The following is a 21,666-nucleotide window of genomic DNA, read 5'->3' on the forward strand; positions in this document are numbered from 1 at the left end:
ATAGGGCCAGCTGACGCTAGTCCTTTCGGTTGTACCCCCTGGCCCACAGGCGGGCAATAGGGCGATGCGATAATTGCCGGCATGGACTTCGCCCCTCGCATCGTCGCCTGGCAGCGCCAGCACGGCCGCCACGATCTCCCCTGGCAGAACACCCGGGATCCCTACCGGATCTGGCTATCCGAAATCATGCTGCAGCAGACCCAGGTAGCCACCGTCATCCCCTACTACGAGCGCTTTCTGCAACGCTTTCCGGACGTCGCGGCGCTGGCCGCCGCCTCGCAGGAAGACGTGATGCCGTTCTGGGCCGGCCTGGGCTATTACGCCCGCGCCCGCAACCTGCACCGCTGCGCCCAGGAAATCATGCGCGACTGGGACGGCCGCTTTCCGCCCACCGCCGAGGCCATCGCCACCCTGCCCGGCATCGGCCGGTCCACCGCCGCGGCCATTGCCGCGTTCTCGAACGGCGAGCGTTCACCCATCCTGGACGGCAACGTCAAGCGCGTGTTCACCCGTCACTTCGGCATTGCGGGCGACCCGGCCAAGCGCGAGGTCGAGCAGCGTCTCTGGGCGCTGGCGCATGCGCAGGTGGACGCCGCGCCCGGGCTGGACATGGCGGCGTACACGCAGGGGCTGATGGACCTGGGCGCCACGCTCTGCACACGCGGCAAGCCCGCCTGCGACAGATGCCCCGTCGCGGACACTTGCGTCGCGCGCCGAGAAGGCCGCCAGGCCGAGTTGCCCACGCCCAAAGTGCGCAAGGCCATCCCCGAGCGCGAGACCTGTATGTTGGTGCTGCGGCACCAGGGCGCTTTCCTGCTGCAGCAGCGCCCCGAACCGGGCATCTGGGGCGGGCTGTGGAGCCTGCCGGAGTTCGACGCGGCAGGCGACCCCGACAGCGCGTCACGCGCGTTGGGGCTGGAGCCGGAGCAGCGCTTCGAACTTGCCGCTTTCGCCCACACGTTCACGCACTACCGGCTGCACATCCGTCCGTGGCTCGTGCCCGTGCGCGCGGTCGCGCTGCGGGAACCGGCCCTGCCCGAGCGCTGGGTGCCGGCGGACAAGCTGGGGACGATGGCGCTGCCCGCGCCGGTCAAGAAGCTGCTGCAAGGACTGGTGGATGCCGGGATGCAGGACAGCCTGTTTGACGAGGAAAACGCGGCGTAGAGACCGGACGGGTTGGCCGGTGTGGGCTTGAGCGGTGTCAGACCCCCGCCCCGCTCAGCAGCATCACCAGCTTCAGATCCGGGTGCGTCGCCAGGCGGAAGGTGATCTGCTGATACGCCAGTTTGCCGCGGCGCGGGTGCAGGAATTCGCGTAGCCCGCCTTCGCGTTCGACCACCGCGTGGCGGGTCCACCAGTGTGAGAAGACAACGCTCTGGCGGCTCAGGCTGTCCAGCAGCGCCAGCACGGCCGGTTCGTCCAGGTGCGCGCCCGCGTCGGCGCGAAATTCGGCCACCACGCGGCGGGCGCGCTGGTCCCAATCCACCACCAGCTCGCGCGCGGCGGGGTCCAGGAAGATGTATCGCAGCAGGTTCGGGGCGGGGTCGCGTTCGGGCCAGTGGTCGAACAGGTCGACCAGCGGCGCATTGCACGCCAGCACGTTCCAGGCGCGGTCCAGCACATACGCCGGCGCATTGATCGCGTTCACGCATTCCTGCAGCGGGCCCGGCGCGCCGCCGGCGTCGTCGCGGGCGTGCTGCGGGTCGGCGCAATCGGCCAGGTCGAAGAGGTAGGCGCGTTCCGCCCGCGCCAGTTGCAGCACGCCGGCGATGCGCGACCACACCGACGGCGACACCGACACCTCGCGCCCCTGCTCGATCCACGTGTACCAGGTGACGCTGATGCCGCAAAGCTGCGCCACCTCTTCGCGCCGCAGCCCCGGCGTTCGCCGCCGGGATCCCTCGGGCAGGCCGGCCATCTGCGGCGTGATGCGCGACCGGGCGCTGCGCACGAACTCGCCCAGCGCGTGGCGGCGCAGATGAGAGCCTTCGTGGCCGGGCGAGACGGGCTGGGGGGAAGTATTCATACCAGGATGAGCAATGGGCTTGTACGTGTATACGGGCCCGCCTATCTTAGCGCCTGCACCCTTTCCCAATCCCGAAAGGATTCCCGGCAACAATCCGCGCCGCGTTCCCGACACAAGGACCCCTCATGACCGCCAGCACCCACGACGCCGCCGTCGACCGCCAATTCAGCCCCCGCGCCGCTGCCTACCTGACCAGCGCCGTCCACGCGCAAGGCGAAGACCTGGTTCAGATGGCCGCCATTGCCGGCCAGCACCCCGCCGCGCGCGTTTTGGATCTGGGCTGTGGCGGCGGCCACGTGAGCTTTCACGTGGCCCCGCAAGTCGCGCAGGTGACCGCCTACGACCTGTCGCAGCAGATGCTGGATGTCGTCGCCGCCGAAGCCGCCAAGCGTGGCCTTGCAAATCTGGTCACCCGACAAGGCAAGGCCGAGTACCTGCCCTTTGGCGACGGCGAATTCGACCTGGTGATGTCGCGCTACTCCACCCACCACTGGCAGGACGCCGGGCGCGGGCTGCGCGAAGCCTTCCGCGTGCTCAAGCCGGGCGGCATTGCCGTGTTCGCTGACGTGGTGTCGCCGGGCGAACCGCTGCTGGACACCTGGCTGCAAACCATCGAGGTGCTGCGCGACACCTCGCACGTGCGCGACTACTCGGTGGCCGAATGGACCCGCATGCTTACCGAGGCCGGCTTCACGCTGCAGGAACTGGCGCCGCGCCGCCTGCCGCTGGAATTCCAGTCGTGGGTCACGCGCATGCGCACGCCCGACACGCTGGTGGCCGCGCTGCGCCACATGTTCGGCATCGCGCCGGACGTCGTGCGCGCGCACTTCGACGTGCGCGACGATGCCTCGTTCACCAGCGACACGGCGACCATCGTCGTGCGCAAGCCGGGCTGAACGGTAAGCCAGAAGCATCCCGCCGGGGCCGGCGCCGCCGCGTCAGCCCGCCGACGCGCGATGCATCGCGGACAAGGCGCCCGCGACACCCAGGCTGCGCAGCAACTGCGCAGCCGCGCCTACCGCCCGCACGAATCGCGGCTCCTGCCCCAGGTCTCCGAACACCGGTTCAAAGCCCGTCATCACGCCCGCCCAGGCCAACATCGCCGCCGGTCCCTCGCCCGCCTGCCGCGCCGCCTGTTCGGCCACCTCACGACGATGCGCCAGCGCTTGGGCCATCGGATCCTGGATCTCGTAGACGCGCCCCGCCTCATCCGCCCCGCGCAGGAAATGCAGCCATCCCGCCACCGCCAGCGCCAACCCGGGGATCGGCGCATCCACCGCCAGCCGGTCGCGCACGGTGCCGAGCAGCCGCTGCGGCAATTTCTGCGAACCGTCCATCGCGATCTGCCGCGTCTGGTGCCTGAGCGCCGGATTGGCAAACCGATGCAGCAGCCCTGCGCGATACGCAGCCAGATCCAGCCCCGGCAGCGGCGGTAGCGTCGGCTCGATCTCCTGGCCCATCAGCGCGCGCAGATACCGCCGCATGCCCGGCTGCGCCATCGCCTCGTCCACGGTGGCCCACCCCGCCATCACCGACAGATACGCCAGCGCCGAATGCGCACCGTTGACCATGCGAAGCTTCAGCGTTTCAAACGGCGCCGCGTCCGCCACGAAGCGCGCGCCGCCCGCGGTCCAGTCCGGCCGGCCCGCCGCAAACCGGTCTTCGACGACCCATTCCAGATAGGGCTCGGCCACCACCGGCCAAGCGTCTCGTACGCCCAGCGCCGCGGCGATCGCCTGCCGGTCCGCGTCCGTCGTGCGCGGCACGATGCGGTCGACCATCGAGCACGGAAACGTGCACGCCGACGCGATCGATTCGGCCAATCCGGCATCGACGCGCGCCGCGAACGTCAGCACCAGCGCGCGCAGCAGGTGGCCATTGGCGGGCAGGTTGTCCAGCGACATCACCGTGACCGGCGCCAGGCCCGCCGCGCGGCGCAACTGCAGGCCGTGCACGAGAAACCCGATTACGCCCCGCGGCGTCGCGGGGTGCGCAAGGTCGTGCACGATGTCGGGATGGTCCGGATTCAGGCGGCCGCTGGCCGGATCGTGGCAATAGCCCTTCTCGGTGACCGTGATGCTGACGATGCGCGTGCCGGGCGCCGCAATGCGGTCCAGCACGGCTTGCGGATCCTCGGGCGCGACCAGCGCCTCGCGCAGGCAGCCGATCACGCCAAGGCGTTGCCGGGGCGCGCCGCTGGCGTCGGCATCGCGCAGCGCCAGCGCATAAAGGCCGTCCTGCGGCGCCAATGCGTCGCGCGTATCGGTCTGGCGCAACGACACGCCGCAGATGCCCCAATCCGCATTCGCCCCCGCGCGCAGCGCGGCGTCGTTCACTGCGGCCAGATGCGCCCGCGCAAAAGCGCCCAGACCCAGATGCACGATGCCGATGCCCAGCGCGGCCCGGTCAAAACCAGGACGCGCCACGTGCGCGGGCAAGGCGTCCAGCGTCCCCGCGTTCAGCCGGCTGCCCTCGCCTACCAGTTCCATAGCGTGCCGTCGTGCTGCAACCGGTTCACGGGCAGGTACGCGCGCTGATAGGGGTACCGCGCCGCCAGCTTCTCGTCGATGTCGACGCCGTGGCCCGGGGCCTCGCCCGGATACAGCATGCCCTGCTCGAACGTGTAGGCGTGCGGGAAGACGGCATCCGTTTCGTCGGTATGCCGCATGTACTCCTGGATGCCGAAATTCGGCACCCACAGGTCAAAGTGCAGCGCCGCGCCCATGCACACCGGCGACAGGTCCGTGGCGCCGTGACAGCCGGTGCGCACCTGGTAGAGCGAGGCCATGTCGGCAATGCGACGCAGATGCGTGATGCCGCCCGCGTGGACGACCGTGGTGCGGATGTAGTCGATAAGCTGGTTCTGCACCAGATCCTTGCAGTCCCAGATCGTGTTGAAGACTTCGCCCACCGCCAGCGGCGTGGTGGTGTGCTGACGGATCAGCCGGAACGCCTCCTGGTTCTCGGCGGGCGTGGCGTCCTCCATCCAGAAGAGGTTGTAGGGTTCCAGCGACTTGCCCAGGCGCGCGGCCTCGATGGGGGTCAGCCGGTGATGCACGTCGTGCAGCAGATGGTGCTCGAAGCCCAGCTTCTCGCGGATGCGTTCAAACAGCTGCGGCGCGTGGCGCAGATACTTTTCGGTGGACCAATCATGCTCGCTGGGCAGGTCCGCGTCGGCGGGCTCGTAGAACAACGTGCCCCGGCCCACGCCGTACACCTTCTCCAACCCCGGCACGCCGCTTTGCGCGCGGATGGCGCGATAACCCATGTCGGCGTAGCGCAGCACTTCGTCCACGGTGTGCTCGATGTCCGAACCGTTGGCGTGGCCGTAGACCATCACGCCGCTGCGGCTCTTGCCGCCAAGAAGCTGATACAGCGGCATGCCGGCAGCCTTGGCCTTCAGGTCCCACAGCGCCGTGTCCACGCCCGCGATGGCGGTCATGGTGACCGGCCCGCGCCGCCAATATGCGCCCTTGTACAGGTACTGCCAGATGTCCTCGATCTGATGCGCGTCACGCCCGATCAGGCACGGGATGACATGCTCGGTCAGGTAGGCCGCCACCGCCAGCTCGCGCCCGTTCAGCGTCGCGTCGCCGATGCCGGTCAGGCCCTGGTCGGTTTCGATCTTCAGGGTCACGAAGTTGCGGCCCGGACAACAGACAATCACGCGTGCATTCGTAATCTTCATCTTGGCTTCCGGCTACAGGAAAGAGGAACGGCCGCGCGAGGCGGCCGCGGAGTCAGAACGTCACCATCACTTTCATCGCCTGGTTGCGATCGCCCGCCAGCGCGAAGGCGTCGTGCACGCGCGCAACCGGCACGGCCGCCGTCAGCAGCGGCGACACATCGATCAGGCCGCGCGCCAGGCAATCCACGGCCATCGCGTATTCGTTCACAAATCGGAAGCTGCCGACGCACGTCAGGCTCTTGACCATGATCTGGTTGAACGGGCACGCCTCGCTGCTGCCGGACAGCGTACCCACCGTCACGACAACGCCGCGCGGACGCGCGGCGCGCAGGCAGCTTGCCAGCCCCGCGTAGCTGCCCGATGCCTCGAAGCACACGTCGACGGATCCCTTGCCCGCCGCCAGCGCGTCCAGCGCGCCCGGGTCCGTGGCCGCGTTGATGGTTTGCGACGCGCCCACGCGCGCGCACGCCGCCAGCGTCAGGTCCACGATGTCCACCACGATGACCCGGCTGGCGCCTGCCAGCCGCGCCGCCATCAGAATCAGCGCGCCGATGGGGCCCGCGCCCACCACCATCGCCGTCTTGCCCAGCAGCGATCCCGCGCTGCGCACCGCGTGCAACGCCACCGCCAGCGGCTCGCCAAAAGCGGCCAGTTCGAAGGACAGCGAATCCGGCACCGGCACGCATTGCCCCTCTTGCACCACCACCTCTTCGCGCATCGCGCCCTGCATGTGCGGATAGCGGCTGGCGCTGCCGAAGAAATGCACGGCCTCGCAATGATTGGAATCGCCCTGCCGGCAATAGCGGCACACGCCGCAGGTGCGCGCCGGATCCAGCGCAACGCGGTCGCCCGGCTTGACGGCCGTCACGTCCGCGCCCACCTCCAGCACCTGCCCGGACGCCTCGTGCCCCGGCGTCAGCGGTTCGCGGATGACAAAATCCCCCACCCGCCCGTGCCGGAAGTAATGCAGGTCCGACCCGCAGATGCCGACGGCCTTGACGCCGACGCGCACCTGCGACGGCCCCAAGGACTGCGAATCGGAGGTGTCCAGGCGCAGGTCTTGCGCCCCGTGGATCATGCAATTGAGCATCAGCGCCACCCTTGTGCAAATTCGCCGATCACCCGTTCCAGGTGATCGTGCATCGCCTCGCGCGCCTGCCGCGCGTCGCGGGCCACCAGCGCGCCGAAGATGCGCTGGTGATCGGCCTGCGACGCCTGGCGCAACGCCTGCGTATGGAAATGCTGTTCCATCTTTTCCCAGACCGGACCCCGGGCCTGGTCCCACATCGACGTCACCGTCGCCAGCAGCACGCTGTTGCCCGTGGATTGGGCGATGCACAGGTGAAAGCGGCGGTCGGCCTCGGCGTTGGCGTCCTTGTCCGTCATCCGGTCGCGCATGGCGGTCAGCGCCTCGAAGATGCGGTCCAGGTCCCCGTCGGTGCGGGTGGTGGCCGCCAGCGCGGCGATCTCGGATTCGATCAGGCAGCGCGCGCGCAGCAGCTCGAAGGGGCCGGCGCCCGCCTCCGGCATCGTGGGCGGCCGGCTCGCATCCGGCTCGCAGACGTAGATGCCCGAGCCGCCCCGCACCTCCACCACGCCCTGCAGTTCCAACGCAATGATGGCCTCGCGCACGGACGTGCGGCTGACGTCAAAGCGCTCGGCCAGCGCGCGTTCAGCCGGCAGCCGCTGGCCGGCGGCGAATTCACCCTGCGCCACCAGCGCATGGATCTGCGCGGCCAGCCGCAGGTAACCGCGGTCGGGCGCGGAGCGGCTGGGGGCAACCTCGGGTTTGGCTAGCGAGTGCAACGTCATGGCGTCCTGAATTGGTCTGACCAAATCGTATTTGGTCCACCAATTTTCGCCATCGTGGTTTTCCACTACGCGCGGCGCGGCAGACCTCTCGACAGCCCCCGTGCCACCCCTGTATAGATACGGATCGACCGACAGCCAAGGAATAAGCGCCATGCCCAGCCCGACCGACCAGCCCTTGCCCGCCGACCTGGCGGACCTGACCGTCATCGAGGCGGCAACCCGCATCCGCGAGGGCCGCCTCACCAGCGTTGCCCTGACCGAGGCCTGCCTGGACCGCATCGACGCCCGCCAGGACCTGAACGCATTCATCACCGTCGACCGCGACGGCGCCCTGGCGCAGGCGCGCGCCTACGATGCGGCGCCCGGCAACGGCCCGCTGGGCGGCGTGCCCATCGCCATCAAGGACAACATCCACGTCGCCGGCCTGCCGAACACGGCCGGCACGCCCGCGCTCAAGGACTTCCGTCCCGCCGAGGACGCGCCCGTCGTGCAGCGGCTGCGTGAAGCCGGCGCGGTCATCCTGGGCAAGACCAACATGCATGAACTGGCGTTCGGGGTGTCCGGCTACAACACCGCCTTTGCGGGACCGGACGGCGATGGCACGCGCAACGCCTATGACGCGCGTCTGATCGCCGGCGGCTCGTCGTCGGGCAGCGGCGCGGCGGTGGGTGCGCGGCTGGCGCCCGCCGCGCTGGGCACCGATACCGGCGCCTCGGTGCGTCTGCCCGCCTCGGTGAATGGATCGGCAGGCTTTCGCCCGACGGTGGGCCGCTACGACGGCGCGGGCATCACGCCGATCTCGCATACGCGCGACACGGCAGGCCCCATCGCCAAGAGCATGGCAGACATCGTGCTGCTGGATTCGATTATGACGGGCCAGACCGAGCCGCTAGCGCCATTGCCGCCGGCCAGCATCCGCCTGGGCGTGGCCGCCTATTTCTGGGCCGAGCTTGATCCCGAGGTGCAGGCAATTTCCGAAGCCGCATTGAACGCGCTGCGCGCGGCCGGCGTGACGCTGGTAAACCTGGACATGCCCGACTTACCCGCCGCCAACGCCGCAGTGGGCATGCCGCTATGCCTGTTCGAACAGAAGCCCGACCTGACGGCCTATCTGGCGCGATATCACGTGGGCGTGAGCTTTGACGAGGTGGTCGCGCAGATTTCCAGCCCGGACGTGAAAGGCATCTTCGACAACCTGATCGTGCCGGGCGTGCTGCCCACGCCGGACGGCCAGGTCCTGCCGCTGCAACCGCTGTACGAACATGCCATCGCAAGCGGCCGCCGAGAACTCATCGACGTCTACCGCCGCGCTTTCAAGGAACACGCGCTGGACGGCCTGCTGTTTCCGACCGTGCCCGTTCCGCCGCCCGCCGCCACGCCCGAGGCCAGCAGCTTCGAGACCTTCGCCCGCCTGGCCCGCAACGTGGACCCGGGCAGCAACGCAGGCCTTCCCGGCTTGAGCGTGCCGGCCGGGTTGTCGAATCAAGGTCTGCCGGTGGGACTGGAGATCGATGGCCTGCCGGGCGAGGACAGCAAGGTGCTCGCCATCGGCGTGGCCGTCGAAAAGATTCTGGGGCGCCTCGCGGCGCCCCAGTTCCGGCCTTAGCCCCAGCCAGCTCCCGCCTCGGCCGCAGCGGTAGACCGGCGCGTCAGCCCAGGTTGGGCGCCAGCGTTCGCTTCAGGTCTTCGATGCTGCGGCCGCTGCGGCGGGCGTAGTCCAGAAGCTGGTCTTCACCGATGACGCCCACGTTGAAGTACTGCGACTGCGGGTGGCTGAAGTAAAAGCCCGACACGCTGGAGGCCGGGTACATCGCATAGCTGTCCGTCAGCATCATGCCGATGTCCTCGCCGTCCAGCACGCGGAACATATCCGTCTTGACCACGTGTTCCGGGCAGGCCGGATAGCCTGGCGCGGGACGGATGCCGACGTATTTCTCGGCAATCATGTCCTCGTTGGACAGGGCCTCGTCGGGCGCGTAGCCCCACAGGTCCTGGCGCACGCGCGCGTGCAGGCATTCGGCAAAGGCCTCGGCCAGGCGGTCGGCCAGCGACTTGAGCATGATGCTGGAATAGTCGTCCAGCGCCTTTTCGAATTCGGCTTCCTTCTTCTCGATGCCCAGGCCGGCCGTGACGGCGAACATGCCGATGTAGTCGAGCTTGCCGCTGGACTTGGGCGCAATGAAGTCGGACAGCGACTTGTTGCTGACCCCTTCGCGCTTGGCGCCCTGCTGGCGCAGGTTGCGGTACGTGAACAGCACCTCGCTGCGGGTCTCGTCCTTGTAGACCTCGATGTCCTCGTCGTTGACGCTATTGGCCGGATAGAAGCCCACGACGCCATTGGCGGTCAGCCAGCGGCCCTCGACGATGCGCTTCATCATGGCCTGGCCGTCGGCAAAGACCTTGCGCGCCTGCTCGCCCACCACCTTGTCCTGCAGGATGGCCGGGTATGGGCCGAACAGGCTCCAGGTCTGAAAGAACGGGCCCCAGTCCACGTACTTCGCGATTTCCGCCAGGTCATAGCTCTTGAAGGTGCGCCGGCCGATGAACTTGGGGCGCGGCGGCGTGTAGCTGTCCCAGTCGATCGCCGGCCGCGAGGCGCGCGCCTCGGCCAGCGGCAGGATGGGCGTCGCCTTGCGGTTGGCATGGCGGCGGCGCACGTCTTCGTATTCCTCGGCCAGTTCCGCCAGATAGGCTTCCGACTGGTCGGACATCAGGTTGGTGGCCACGCCCACGGAACGGCTGGCGTCGGGCACGTAGATGACCGGGCCTTCGTAGTTGGGCGCGATCTTGACGGCGGTGTGCACGCGGCTGGTGGTCGCCCCGCCGATCATCAGCGGGACCTTGCGGCTGCGGAAGTACTCGTCGCGCTGCATCTCCGAGGCCACGTACGCCATCTCTTCGAGGCTGGGCGTGATGAGACCGGACAGGCCGACGATGTCGGCGTTCTCTTCCTTGGCTTTTTCAAGGATCTGCGCGCAGGGCACCATCACGCCCATGTTCACGACTTCGAAGTTGTTGCACTGCAGGACCACCGACACGATGTTCTTGCCGATGTCATGCACGTCGCCCTTGACGGTGGCGATGACGATCTTGCCCTTGGCGCGCACGTCGCCACCCGCGGCGGCGATCTGCCGCTTTTCTTCCTCGATGAACGGAATCAGGTGCGCCACGGCCTGCTTCATCACGCGCGCGGATTTCACGACTTGCGGCAGGAACATCTTGCCTTCGCCGAACAGGTCGCCGACGACGTTCATGCCGTCCATCAGCGGGCCTTCGATCACTTCGATGGGGCGGCCGCCGCGCGCGGCGATCTTCTGGCGCACCTCTTCGGTGTCTTCCACGATGAAGGCGGTGATGCCGTGCACCAGCGCGTGCGACAGGCGCTGCTCGACCTCGGCATTGCGCCAGGCCAGGTCTTCTTCCTTCTTCGCGCCCGAGCCTTTCACGGTGTCGGCAAACTGCACCAGGCGCTCGGTGGGCGTGCGCTCGTCGGCGGGGTCGGTCTTGCCCACGGGCTCGGGGCGGTCCAACACCACGTCTTCGACCAGGTCGCGCAGCGTGGCGTCCAGATCGGCGTACACGCCCAGCTGGCCGGCGTTGACGATGCCCATCGTCATGCCTTCCTTGACCGCGTAGTACAGGAACACGGTGTGGATGGCCTCGCGCATCGGCTCATTGCCGCGGAACGAGAAGCTGACGTTGGACACGCCGCCCGAGATGCGGGCATGCGGCAGGTTCTCGCGGATCCAGCGCGTGCCTTCGATGAAGTCCACGGCGTAGTGGTTGTGCTCGTCGATGCCGGTGGCGACCGCGAAGACGTTCGGGTCAAAGATGATGTCTTCCGGCGGAAAGCCTTCTTCCTCGACCAGGATCTTGTAGGCGCGCCCGCAGATTTCCTTGCGGCGCTCCAGCGTGTCGGCCTGGCCAAGTTCATCGAACGCCATCACCACCACCGCGGCGCCGTAGCGGCGGCACAGTCGCGCGTGGTGGCGGAAGGGCTCCAGCCCTTCCTTCATGGAGATCGAGTTCACCACGGCCTTGCCCTGCACGCACTTCAGGCCGGTCTCGATGACTTCCCACTTCGAGCTGTCGATCATGACCGGCACGCGCGCGATGTCGGGCTCGGAGGCGATCAGGTTCAGGAAGCGGTGCATGCAGGCCACCGAATCCAGCATGGCCTCGTCCATGTTGATGTCGATGATCTGCGCGCCGTTCTCGACCTGCTGGCGGGCCACGGCCAGCGCCTCGTCGTATTTTTCTTCGCGGATCAGGCGGGCGAACATCTTGCTGCCCGTCACGTTGGTGCGTTCGCCCACGTTGACGAACAGCGTGTCCTCGTCGATGTTCAGGGGTTCCAGGCCCGACAGGCGGGTCTTGACCGCAATCTCGGGCACGACGCGCGGCGTCAGCGCCGTGACCTTGTCGGCGATCGCGCGGATGTGATCCGGCGTGGTGCCGCAGCAGCCGCCCGACATGTTCACCAGCCCCGCGCGCGCAAATTCCTCGAGCAGCGCCGAGGTGTCGGCGGGGGTCTCGTCAAAGCCGGTCTCGGCCATGGGGTTGGGCAGGCCGGCGTTGGGATACACGCAGACGTAGGTGTCGCAGATCTTGGACAGTTCGGCCACGTAGGGGCGCATCAGCGCCGCGCCCAGCGCGCAATTCAGGCCGATGGTGACGGGGCGCGCGTGGCGCACCGAGTTCCAGAAGGCCTCGACCGTCTGGCCCGACAGGATGCGGCCGGACGCGTCGGTCACCGTGCCGGAGATCATCACCGGCAGGCGGATGCCGCGTTCCTCGAAGACTTCCTCGGTGGCGAAGATGGCCGCCTTGGCGTTCAGCGTGTCGAAAATGGTTTCGATCAGGACGATGTCGATGCCGCCATCGAGCAGGCCATTGAGCTGCTCGATGTACGCCACGCGCAGCTCGTCGAACGTGACGTTGCGCGCGCCCGGGTCGTTCACGTCCGGCGAGATGGATGCCGTCTTGGGCTGCGGGCCCAGCGCGCCGGCCACGAAGCGCGGCTTGTCGGGCGTGCTGTACGCGTCACAGGCCTCGCGCGCCAGCTGCGCCGACACCAGGTTCAGCTCGTAAGCCAGTTCCGGCAGGTCGTAATCGCCTTGCGCGATCGTGGTGGCGCCGAAGGTGTTGGTCTCGATGACGTCGGCGCCCGCTTCCAGGTACTGGCGGTGGATCTCCGAGATGACGTCGGGCCGCACCAGCGACAACAGCTCGTTGTTGCCCTTGACGTCCTTGCCGTGATCGGCAAAGCGCTCGCCGCGAAAATCCGCTTCGCCCAGCTTGTAGCGCTGGATCATGGTGCCCATGGCGCCGTCCAGGATCAGGATGCGCTTGCCCAGCAGGCGGGCAAAGTCGCCGCCGCGGGTATAGGCTTCGGGAGGGTACGGCAGGCGGGGATACGACACGATCAGGTCCAAATTGAGTTGGCCACGGCAGCGCGGTTGTGGCTAAAAAGCGAAAAACGCTGAAAAAACAAGCCCTGATCGTAACAAAATGGGCCTTCGCGCGCCTCGCGGTGATACAGTTTCGGCCCCGAACCGGTGCTTTCGGCGCAACAGGCTGGGCAAGGACGCAACACTTGCCCGCCGCGTGCGAAAGGTAAACGGGAAACAGGAAGACGCCGCCAACGGGCGCCGCGCCGCCCACAAGGCCGCCGCAGTTGCCCAGCAAGTCCAGCCTGTGCTGCCCCCGCAACGGTCCCCATGCGCGCATCCGCGCCCATGGCAGCCCGATACCGGCCTGTTCGCTCGCCAGGATGCCTGTTCCCCGCCCCGCGGCCTTTCGGCCCGCCCGGCGCGCGGGCATTCTCCCCATCGTGAATGGCCTGCGGGGTCGCGGGTCGCTTCGAGGTTATGTAGATGAAAGCCCGCTCCATCCGGCGCTACGCCGGCGCCTTGCTCTGTACCGCTCCGGCCATTGCCGCCGCCCAGCAGACCGCTTCCCCCGCCCCCGAACTGGACAGCATCACCGTCACGGCGCAACGCGTGCCCACCGACGGCCGCACGCTGCCGGTGTCGATCTCGGTCATCACCGCCGAGGACATCGCGGCCAGCAGCGCCCGCACCATGCAGGACCTGCTGTCCACGCAGTCCGGCATCAACCTGATCAACACCACCAGCTCCAGCGACAACGCCATCGTGGACCTGCGCGGCTTCGGCATCACTGGCGCAAGCAACACGCTGATCCTGATCGACGGCGTCAAGCAGAACACCAACGACCTGTCGGCGCCCAGCCTGGGCGTGGTGCCGCTCGACCAGGTCGAACGCATCGAAATCGTGCGCGGCAGCGGCTCCGTGCAATACGGCGGCGGCACGACCGGCGGCGTGATCAACATCATCACCAAGTCCGATTTCACGAAGGAGCCGGTAAGCGCCCGCGCCACCGCCACCTTCGGCAGCTACGGCCTGCGCCAGTACGACGCTGCCGTCTCGATGAACAACGAGAAGGTGGGCGTGGACGCCTACATGCAGTCGCTGCACAGCGACGGCTACCGCGACCACAGCGGCGAGCGCCGCGAGGGCGGCGGCGGCGGCATCACGTTCCGCCACGACGACGGCTCGATCCGCCTGTACGGCCGCACGACCACGCAGAAGCTGGAACTGCCCGGCCCGCGCACGATCAACCCGTTCACTGGCGTGAACGAATTCCAGGACGATCCGCGCGGCGCCAAGAACGACGTCGACTACGTCAAGACCACCACCACCACGTTCGGCCTGCAGCTTGAACAGGCCATCGGCGCCGGCGTGCTGTACTCGGACCTGTCGACCCGCGAAAAGAAGCTCAGCGGCGTGACCTATGACGGTTTCGGCGACACGCTGCGCGACCAGAAGCTCGAAGAGAACATCGCCAGCGTGCGCTACCGCCTGCCGATCAACGGCGGCCACAGCGTCGTCTTCGGCGCGGACGCGCAGGAAGCCAAGACCACCGCCGACCAGAACGCCTACTACGACTTCGAACCCTCGAAGTGGCAATCGCGCCAGCACCAGTACGGCCTCTTTGCCGAAGGCCAGATCCGCGCCACCGACACCACCTACATCACGGCGGGCGTGCGCCGCCAGTACGCGTCCGACGACCTGGAAGTGATTTCGGGTTCCGGCACGGCGTCTGATCGCAGCAACCACCTGACCGCCTGGCAGCTGGGCGTGCGCCAGGACCTGGCCAGCGGCTTCGGCGTGTACGGCAAGATCGGCCGCAGCTTCCGCCTGCCGAACGCCGACGAACTGCTGTCGGTCCAGTCGCCGCTGGCGCCGCAGACCTCCACCGACAAGGAAATCGGCGTCACGTGGCAGTCGGCATCCAGCAGCGCGCGCCTGTCGTACTTCCGTTATGACCTGACCAACGAGATCCAGTACAACCCGCTGGCCGATGGTCTGTGGGGTCCGGGCACCGGCGCCAACACCAACCTGGATCCGACCCGCCGCCAAGGCGTCGAGCTGGAAGGCCACACCGCCCTGTCCAGCAGCGTGAGCCTGGACGCCAACGTGACGTGGATGCAGGCGCAGTTCCGCTCCGGCACCTACGCGGGCGTGGACCTGGCCGGCAAGACCGTGCCGCTCGCCCCGAAGTGGCTGGCCAACGCTGCCGTCACCTGGCGCCCCACCGACGCATTCCTGTGGAACGTGTCGGCGCAATACGTGGGCAAGTCGCGCATGGACAACGACCAGGCCAACCAGTTCGACAAGCAGCTGGATGCGTACGTGCTCTTTAACACCAAGCTCGCGTACAAGTTCACCCGCAACATCGAAGGCGCCGTGGGCGTGAACAACATCTTCGACCGCCAGTACGCCACGTACGGCATCCGTGGCGGCAACGCTTCGTTCGAAATGCTGGGTCCCGTCGCCAACTACAGCCTGTACCCCGCTCCCGGCCGCAACTTCTACGCGTCGCTCACGCTACGCTACTGATTGCCGCCTGACGGCCCGGGCCTGCCGGCATTGCGCCTTTCTTGAGGCGCAGATTCCGCGCAGGCCCTGCCCCGCGTTTATGCCCACCCGACGGAGCCGCCGCATGACCTCCCATCGCGTCCTGACGACCGCCGGACTGGCGCAACACCGGGTACTGAAACTTGCGCCGAAGCGGGGTGCGAAGCCGGCCTGGATGTTGGCGCTGGTGTTGGCGCCAACGATGGTGCTGTCTCCGTTGCCGGCCCTCGGCGCGCCAGCCATCCAGGTGCAGGACGACCGCGGCCGCGCCGTCGCGCTGCAGGCGCCCGCCCGGCGCGCGGTCACGCTGGCGCCCCACGCCACCGAACTCGTCTACGCCGCGGGCGCCGGCGGGTTCATCGTGGGCACGGTGCTGGGCAGCGACTACCCGCCCGCCGCCCGCGCGCTGCCCATCATCGGCGACGGCACGCAGCCCGATGCCGAGCGCGTGGCCTCCGCCCGGCCGGACCTTCTGATCGCCTGGCAACCGTCTGCCGCCGAACCGCTGGCGCGCGTGATGGACAAGCTGGGCGTGCCCGTGTTCTACAGCGATCCGCTGACGCTGGACGCCATCCCCGGCGCGGTCGAGCGCATGGGCAGGCTGTTCGGCACCGAGTCCGTGGCGAACGCCGCTGCCGCGGACATGCGCGCGCGGCTGGCGGCCCTGCAGGCCCGCTATGCCGGCCGGCGTCCGGTGCGGGTCTTCGTGCAGGCCGGCCTGGATCCGATCTACACCCTGAACAACGCCAGCATCGTCAGCGATGCGCTGCGGCTGTGCGGCGGCGTCAACGTCTTCGGCCAGGCGCCCATCGTGGCGCCGCAGGTCACGCTGGAAGGCGTGCTGGCGGCCCGGCCCGAGGCCGTGCTGGCCGGCGTCTCGCGCCGCGGGGACACGCAGGCAAACCTGGCCGCCTGGCAGGCGATGGGCCTGCCGGCCGCGCGCCAGGGCCACGTCTACGGTGTCGACGCCGACGCGCTGTACCGGCCCGGCCCGCGGCTGATCGACGCGGCCGAGACCCTCTGCGCCGACCTGGACCGGGTGCGCTGACGCGCGCATTCCGCAATTAGTGGAACGCGCCGGCCAGCGCCCCCGCCCTGCCATCCGGCGTCCTGCTTTATCATTCGGCATCAGTCAGCCAGTCCCCGCGGGCCTCGCATCGTGCGCGCCCGCCCTTTGAAGCACCGCCATGACCACACAAGACACGCTCACCATCGCCGGCCGCGCCTATTCGTCGCGCCTGCTCGTCGGAACCGGCAAGTACAAGGACTTCGAACAGACCCGCGCGGCCCTGGACGCCAGCGGCACGGAAATCGTCACCGTCGCCATCCGCCGCACCAACATCGGCCAGAACGCCGGTGAACCGAACCTGCTGGACTACGTCCCCACCTCCAAGTTCACGCTGCTGCCCAACACCGCCGGCTGCTACACCGCCGACGACGCCGTGCGCACGCTGCGCCTGGCCCGCGAACTGCTGGACGGCCACGACCTCGTGAAGCTCGAAGTACTGGGCGACCCGCACACCCTGTTCCCCAACATGCCCGAAACGCTCAAGGCCACCAAGACGCTGGTCGATGAGGGCTTCAAGGTCATGGTCTATTGCACGGACGATCCCATCCAGTGCCGCATGCTTGAAGACATGGGCGCCGTGGCCGTCATGCCGCTCGCCTCGCTGATCGGCTCGGGCATGGGCATCCTGAATCCCTGGAACCTGCGCCTCATCATCGACCAGGCCCGCGTGCCGGTCGTGGTCGATGCCGGCGTGGGCACCGCGTCCGACGCCGCCATCGCCATGGAACTGGGCTGCGACGCCGTGCTGATGAACACCGCCATCGCCGCCGCGCGCGACCCCGTCCTGATGGCCAGCGCCATGAAAAAGGGCGTGGAAAGCGGCCGCGAAGCCTTCCTGGCCGGCCGCATGCCCAAGAAGCTGTACAGCGGCGCGCCCAGCTCGCCCACCGAAGGCCTGATCACCGGCGGTCCCGCCAAATGAACTCGCGCCAGCCGGCCGCCAGCGGCCGTCCCATCCCCAACGCGCTGACCATCGCCGGCGTCGACCCGTCCGGCGGCGCCGGCATCCTGGCCGACGTCAAGGCCATGAGCGCGCTGGGCGCGTATGGCTGCGCCATCATTGCCGCGCTCACCGCGCAGAACACGCAGGGCGTCACGGGCATCTCGCCGGTGCCGCCCGCCTTCGTCGGCCTGCAGATCGACACCCTGTTCAGCGACGTGCGCATCGACGCGGTCAAGATCGGCATGCTGGGCCAGCGTCCGGTCATCGAAGTCGTGGCGGAAAAGCTCGCCAAATGGACGCCGGCGCACATCGTGCTGGATCCGGTCATGGTCGCCAAGAGCGGCGACCTGCTGCTGGAGAACGATGCCGTCGGCGCCATGCGCGAAGCCATGCTGCCCCTGACCACCCTGCTCACGCCCAACCTGCCCGAGGCCGGCGTGCTGCTCGAAGAGCGCCCCGTCGAGACCGTCAAGGAAATGCGGCGCGTGGCCGAGCGCCTGCGCAACAAGCTGGCGCATTCGGGCGAGCGCTGGGTGCTGGTCAAGGGCGGCCACCTGCCCGGCAGCGAAACCATCGACCTGCTGCACGACGGCGACCGCATGATCGAACTGCCCGGCCATCGCATCGACACCGCCAACACCCACGGCACCGGCTGCACGCTGTCGGCCGCGCTGGCGGCGCTGCTGCCGCAAATCGGGGACGTACCGGAATCGGCCAAGCGCGCCAAGGCCTATCTGACTGAGGCCATCCGCCACGCCGAGCGCCTGTCGGTCGGCTCGGGCCACGGCCCGGTCCACCACTTCCACGGCTGGTGGTAAGCACGCCCGCCCCATCATCAGACGGCGCCCCGCGAGGCGCCGTCTGCTTTTCCGGGGTACGGGCCGCGCCTGAAACATCTACCGCGCGGGCACGCCGTCACAGGACGCTACGAATCGGTACAATGGCCCGTTGATTCCTCCGTTTTTTCTGACCGTCATGAACGCTTCGACCCTGCCCGACGTAGAACAAGCCCGCTTCAACATGGTGGAACAGCAGATCCGCCCGTGGGACGTCCTGGACGCCAACGTGCTGCAAGCGCTGTTCGATGTGCGCCGCGAACAATTCGTTCCGCCGGCCCTGCGCGGCCTGGCGTTTTCAGACCTGGAGCTGCCGCTCGAGATCAACGCGGTCAACACCCGCGAGAACATGCTCGCCCCCAAGGTCGAAGCACGCCTCGCGCAAGAACTGCTGCTGACCAAGTCCGACTGCGTGCTGGAAATCGGCACGGGTTCCGGCTACCAGGCCGCCCTCCTGGGCTACCTGGCGCAACAAGTCACCTCCGTCGAGATCGACAGCCGCCTGGTGACCTTCGCGCAGCAGAACCTGCAGATGAACAACGTCACCAACGTCAAGGTCGAAACCGGCGATGCCCGCAATGGCTGGGGCTCCACCGAATACGACGCCATCCTGGTCACCGGTTCCGTGCCGGTCGTGCCGGACGCGCTGAAGTACCAGCTGCGCGTGGGCGGCCGCCTTGTCGTGGTCGTGGGCCAGGCGCCCATCATGACTGCCTGTCGCATCACCCGCACCACTGCCGCCAGCTTCGAGACCGTCAAACTCTTCGAAACGGTCATCAAGCCGTTGCGCGGCGTCACGGTGTCGCAGTTCAAGTTCTAACTCCGCAAACCTGCCGCCTGCCGCCCGGCCCCCATGGGGCCGGCGTCGCGTCCGGCGGCCCGGCGTATCGTTGAAAAATCATGCGCGTCCGATCACTGACGGCTTTACTGGTTTTCACCTGCGCCGCAAGTGCCGGCCCGCTGACTGCGTCCGCCCAGAACCTCGTCCAGGTCTGGCAGGCCGCGCTGGGCAACGACCCCACCTATGCCGCAGCCCGCGCCAACTACCGCGCCGGCCTTGAAAAAGAACCCCAGGCCCGCGCCCTGCTGCTGCCCCTGATCACCGCCGAAGCCGGCGGCGCCTACCAGGAAACCCGCAGCACCCGTGGCCTGTCCTACGCCTACAGCGGCGGTCGCGGCGTGTGGGACCTGGCGCTCACCCAGCCCCTCTTTGACTGGGGCCGCTGGCAGAACTTCGAACAGTCCAAGCTCATCGTCGCCGACGTCGAAGTCCAGCTGCAGCAGGCCTACCAGGACCTCCTGCTACGCGTCGCCGACGCCTACTTCAACGTCCTGTACGCCCAGGACACCCTGACCGCCACCGAAGCCGAAAAAGCCGCCGTCGCCGGCCAACTGGAATCGGCCAAGCGCAACTTCGAACTCGGCAACGCCACCATCACCGACACGTACGAAGCGCAGTCGCGCTACGACCTCGTCGTCGCCCAAGAGTTGCGCCTGCAGAACGACCTGGAAGTGCGCCGCGACGAACTGGCCAAGATCATCGGCACGCAGCCCGGCGCCCTGTCCGAACTGCCCTACGGCGTGCAACTGCCCGCCCCCCAGCCCGCCCGCATCGCCGACTGGAGCAACCAGGCCGAAACCTCCAGCCTCGAAGTCCTGCGCGCGCAACTCCTGACCCGCATCGCCGGCCGCGAAATCCAGATCGCCAAGAGCGGCCACTACCCCACCCTGAACCTGCGCGCCACCAGCGGCAGCGCCAGCGACGCCGTCATGCGCAACGCCGCCCCCGGCAAGCCCATCGACAACACCATCGGCGTGGTCCTGTCCATCCCCCTGTACTCCGGCGGCGGCGTGTCCTCGCAAGTCACGGAAAAGGTCGAACTGGAACAAAAAGCCCGCTACGACTACGAAACCGCCCGCCGCCAGGCCGTCCAAGCCACCCGCCAGTACTACACCGGCGTCACCAGCGGCCTGGCCCGCATCCAGGCCCTGGAAGCCGGCGAAAAATCCAGCCGCGCCGCCGTCGAAGCCAACCGCACCGGCTACGAGGTCGGCGTCCGCATCAACCTGGACGTCCTGAACGCCCAGCAACAGCTCTACGCCACCCAACGCGACCTCGCCCTCGCCCGCTACAGCACGGTGCTCTCCGGCCTGCGCCTGAAGGCCACCAGCGGCATCCTGGCGGAATCAGACCTGGAAGCCATCAACCGCCTGCTGCGCACGCCGCGCTGAGCGAGCAAGTGGCAGCACGGGTGAACACCCGCGCCCGGGGGTCGCGCCACCGGTGTCTGACACCCCTGAAGCACTGTCTCCAACCCAAGATCATCTCCGCGGGTGGCAGACACCTAATCACCAGCCCCCCACCAGCGCGCGAGCGCACACCGCCACGACGCCCCACCGCCCCGATGCCGATTGCCGCCGCCCGGGCGGCAGCAATTCGGCGGCCCCGCAAATCCCCTTCCCCGACCACAGGTCTTGAAGCGCCACATACCAAAGACCCTGGCAGCACGGCGTCGCGGTCACCGTGGGTGCGAGCGCCGTCGATGCGCCGGAGGGAATCTGAAGGGAGCCGAAGGCGGACGAAGATGACGAGGGGGAAGTCCGGAGCGAAGGCTCCGGACCGCAATCGTGGGCGATCGTGCCCACGGTGACCGCGGCGCCGGGCGACCTACGAAGATCTGCGGCACCGACCCACGAAGCCGTGCAGCACCGACTTACAAAGCCCGGCATCACCGGCCTACGAAGCCCTGCAGCACCATCCTACGAAGCCCAAGGCACCAACCTACCAAGCCCAAAGCACAAAAGAAAAAGGCGGCCACCCAGGCCGCCTCACATTCATCCAGCACATCAAATTCAAAGCCTTCAACCGCCCTGAATCTTCTTCACCAACGCCGTCGTAGACCGCTGGAACTCAAAGGGAATCGCAACCGCACGCCCCCCCCAAGTCTTCACCAACGCCGTCTCCGGCAACGTCTCCATGTCGTAATCACCACCCTTGACGATCAGATCCGGCCTCAGTTCCCCGATCAACGCCTCAGGCGTATCCTCGGAAAACGACGTCACCGCCGACACAAACCCCAACGCCGCCAGCAACGCCGCCCGATCTTCCATGCGATTGAGCGGGCGCTCCGCCCCCTTGCCAAGCCGCCGCACCGATTCATCGGTATTCACGGCGACAATCAGCGTCGCGCCCAACTGCGCCGCCTGGTCCAGATACGTCGCGTGCCCCCGATGCAGGATGTCGAACACCCCGTTCGTGAACACCAGCGGCCGCGGAAAGCGGCCAGCGGCGACGGCGGCGACGAGTTCGTCGCGGGACAGGACCTTGGATTCGAAACGGGCGGCAGGCATG

Annotated in this window: 16 protein-coding genes; 9 read left to right on the plus strand and 7 right to left on the minus strand. The window is 68.0% G+C overall.

Annotated elements, in window-relative coordinates; genetic code table 11:
• The first annotated feature begins 81 nt into the window (after window positions 1–81).
• The gene (gene mutY / locus FBY20_RS08590; protein ID WP_056327515.1) at window positions 82–1,164 is read left to right on the plus strand and encodes an A/G-specific adenine glycosylase; all 1,083 of its coding nucleotides are present in this window, start codon (window positions 82–84) and stop codon (window positions 1,162–1,164) included.
• A 37-nt stretch (window positions 1,165–1,201) separates the two neighbouring features.
• Here the strand turns inward: mutY and FBY20_RS08595 are convergent, their stop codons facing one another.
• Window positions 1,202–2,026 carry a helix-turn-helix transcriptional regulator gene (locus FBY20_RS08595; RefSeq protein WP_142051447.1) on the minus strand — a complete coding sequence of 275 codons (825 nt, stop codon included), beginning with the start codon at window positions 2,024–2,026 and terminating at the stop codon, window positions 1,202–1,204.
• Between the two features lie 125 nt (window positions 2,027–2,151).
• Between FBY20_RS08595 and FBY20_RS08600 the strand changes: the two genes are divergently transcribed.
• Window positions 2,152–2,922, plus strand: coding sequence for a class I SAM-dependent methyltransferase (locus FBY20_RS08600; RefSeq protein ID WP_142051450.1), 771 nt, complete (start codon window positions 2,152–2,154; stop codon window positions 2,920–2,922).
• A 42-nt stretch (window positions 2,923–2,964) separates the two neighbouring features.
• On the opposite strand, the gene FBY20_RS08605 is transcribed toward FBY20_RS08600, so the two are convergent.
• From FBY20_RS08605 to FBY20_RS08620, 4 genes are read right to left on the minus strand one after another with little or no spacing between them, the layout of a single operon-like run.
• Window positions 2,965–4,515, minus strand: coding sequence for a mannitol dehydrogenase family protein (locus FBY20_RS08605; RefSeq protein ID WP_142051453.1), 1,551 nt, complete (start codon window positions 4,513–4,515; stop codon window positions 2,965–2,967).
• Window positions 4,503–5,714, minus strand: coding sequence for a D-mannonate dehydratase ManD (gene manD / locus FBY20_RS08610; protein ID WP_142051456.1), 1,212 nt, complete (start codon window positions 5,712–5,714; stop codon window positions 4,503–4,505). Before manD ends, FBY20_RS08605 begins: the two co-directional genes overlap by 13 nt.
• A gap of 52 nt (window positions 5,715–5,766) precedes the next feature.
• On the minus strand, window positions 5,767–6,804 hold the full coding sequence (locus FBY20_RS08615) for an L-idonate 5-dehydrogenase (RefSeq protein ID WP_142051459.1): 1,038 nt from the start codon (window positions 6,802–6,804) through the stop codon (window positions 5,767–5,769).
• Window positions 6,804–7,526 (minus strand): FadR/GntR family transcriptional regulator, encoded by a 723-nt coding sequence (locus tag FBY20_RS08620; RefSeq protein WP_056327619.1) that lies wholly within the window; start codon window positions 7,524–7,526, stop codon window positions 6,804–6,806. The genes FBY20_RS08615 and FBY20_RS08620 overlap by 1 nt, the downstream gene beginning before the upstream one ends.
• A gap of 151 nt (window positions 7,527–7,677) precedes the next feature.
• Here FBY20_RS08620 and iaaH point away from each other — a divergent pair, with 151 nt between their 5' ends.
• Window positions 7,678–9,132, plus strand: a complete 1,455-nt coding sequence (iaaH, locus tag FBY20_RS08625) for an indoleacetamide hydrolase (protein WP_142051462.1) — start codon at window positions 7,678–7,680, stop codon at window positions 9,130–9,132.
• A 43-nt stretch (window positions 9,133–9,175) separates the two neighbouring features.
• Here the strand turns inward: iaaH and metH are convergent, their stop codons facing one another.
• Window positions 9,176–12,949 carry a methionine synthase gene (metH, locus tag FBY20_RS08630; RefSeq protein WP_142051465.1) on the minus strand — a complete coding sequence of 1,258 codons (3,774 nt, stop codon included), beginning with the start codon at window positions 12,947–12,949 and terminating at the stop codon, window positions 9,176–9,178.
• Window positions 12,950–13,402: 453 nt separating this feature from the next.
• On the opposite strand from metH, the gene FBY20_RS08635 reads away from it, so the two are divergent.
• The 6 genes from FBY20_RS08635 to FBY20_RS08660 all read left to right on the plus strand — a co-directional run bounded on the left by FBY20_RS08635 (window position 13,403) and on the right by FBY20_RS08660 (window position 20,546).
• On the plus strand, window positions 13,403–15,448 hold the full coding sequence (locus FBY20_RS08635; protein WP_142051468.1) for a TonB-dependent receptor: 2,046 nt from the start codon (window positions 13,403–13,405) through the stop codon (window positions 15,446–15,448).
• A gap of 193 nt (window positions 15,449–15,641) precedes the next feature.
• Complete coding sequence (locus FBY20_RS08640) at window positions 15,642–16,514, plus strand: cobalamin-binding protein (RefSeq protein ID WP_174245466.1); 873 nt, start codon at window positions 15,642–15,644, stop codon at window positions 16,512–16,514.
• A 139-nt stretch (window positions 16,515–16,653) separates the two neighbouring features.
• Window positions 16,654–17,457 carry a thiazole synthase gene (locus FBY20_RS08645; protein WP_062840242.1) on the plus strand — a complete coding sequence of 268 codons (804 nt, stop codon included), beginning with the start codon at window positions 16,654–16,656 and terminating at the stop codon, window positions 17,455–17,457.
• Window positions 17,454–18,296, plus strand: a complete 843-nt coding sequence (gene thiD / locus FBY20_RS08650) for a bifunctional hydroxymethylpyrimidine kinase/phosphomethylpyrimidine kinase (RefSeq protein WP_142051473.1) — start codon at window positions 17,454–17,456, stop codon at window positions 18,294–18,296. Before FBY20_RS08645 ends, thiD begins: the two co-directional genes overlap by 4 nt.
• Before the next feature lie 157 nt (window positions 18,297–18,453).
• On the plus strand, window positions 18,454–19,134 hold the full coding sequence (locus FBY20_RS08655; RefSeq protein WP_056327622.1) for a protein-L-isoaspartate O-methyltransferase: 681 nt from the start codon (window positions 18,454–18,456) through the stop codon (window positions 19,132–19,134).
• Window positions 19,135–19,214: 80 nt separating this feature from the next.
• Window positions 19,215–20,546, plus strand: a complete 1,332-nt coding sequence (locus tag FBY20_RS08660) for a TolC family outer membrane protein (RefSeq protein WP_056327531.1) — start codon at window positions 19,215–19,217, stop codon at window positions 20,544–20,546.
• A 630-nt stretch (window positions 20,547–21,176) separates the two neighbouring features.
• Here FBY20_RS08660 and FBY20_RS08665 read toward each other — a convergent pair.
• The gene (locus FBY20_RS08665; protein WP_056327533.1) at window positions 21,177–21,665 is read right to left on the minus strand and encodes an adenylyltransferase/cytidyltransferase family protein; all 489 of its coding nucleotides are present in this window, start codon (window positions 21,663–21,665) and stop codon (window positions 21,177–21,179) included.
• Between the last annotated feature and the right edge of the window lies 1 nt (window position 21,666).

Source organism: Achromobacter sp. SLBN-14 (assembly GCF_006715415.1).
GTDB classification, from domain to species: domain Bacteria; phylum Pseudomonadota; class Gammaproteobacteria; order Burkholderiales; family Burkholderiaceae_B; genus Achromobacter; species Achromobacter mucicolens.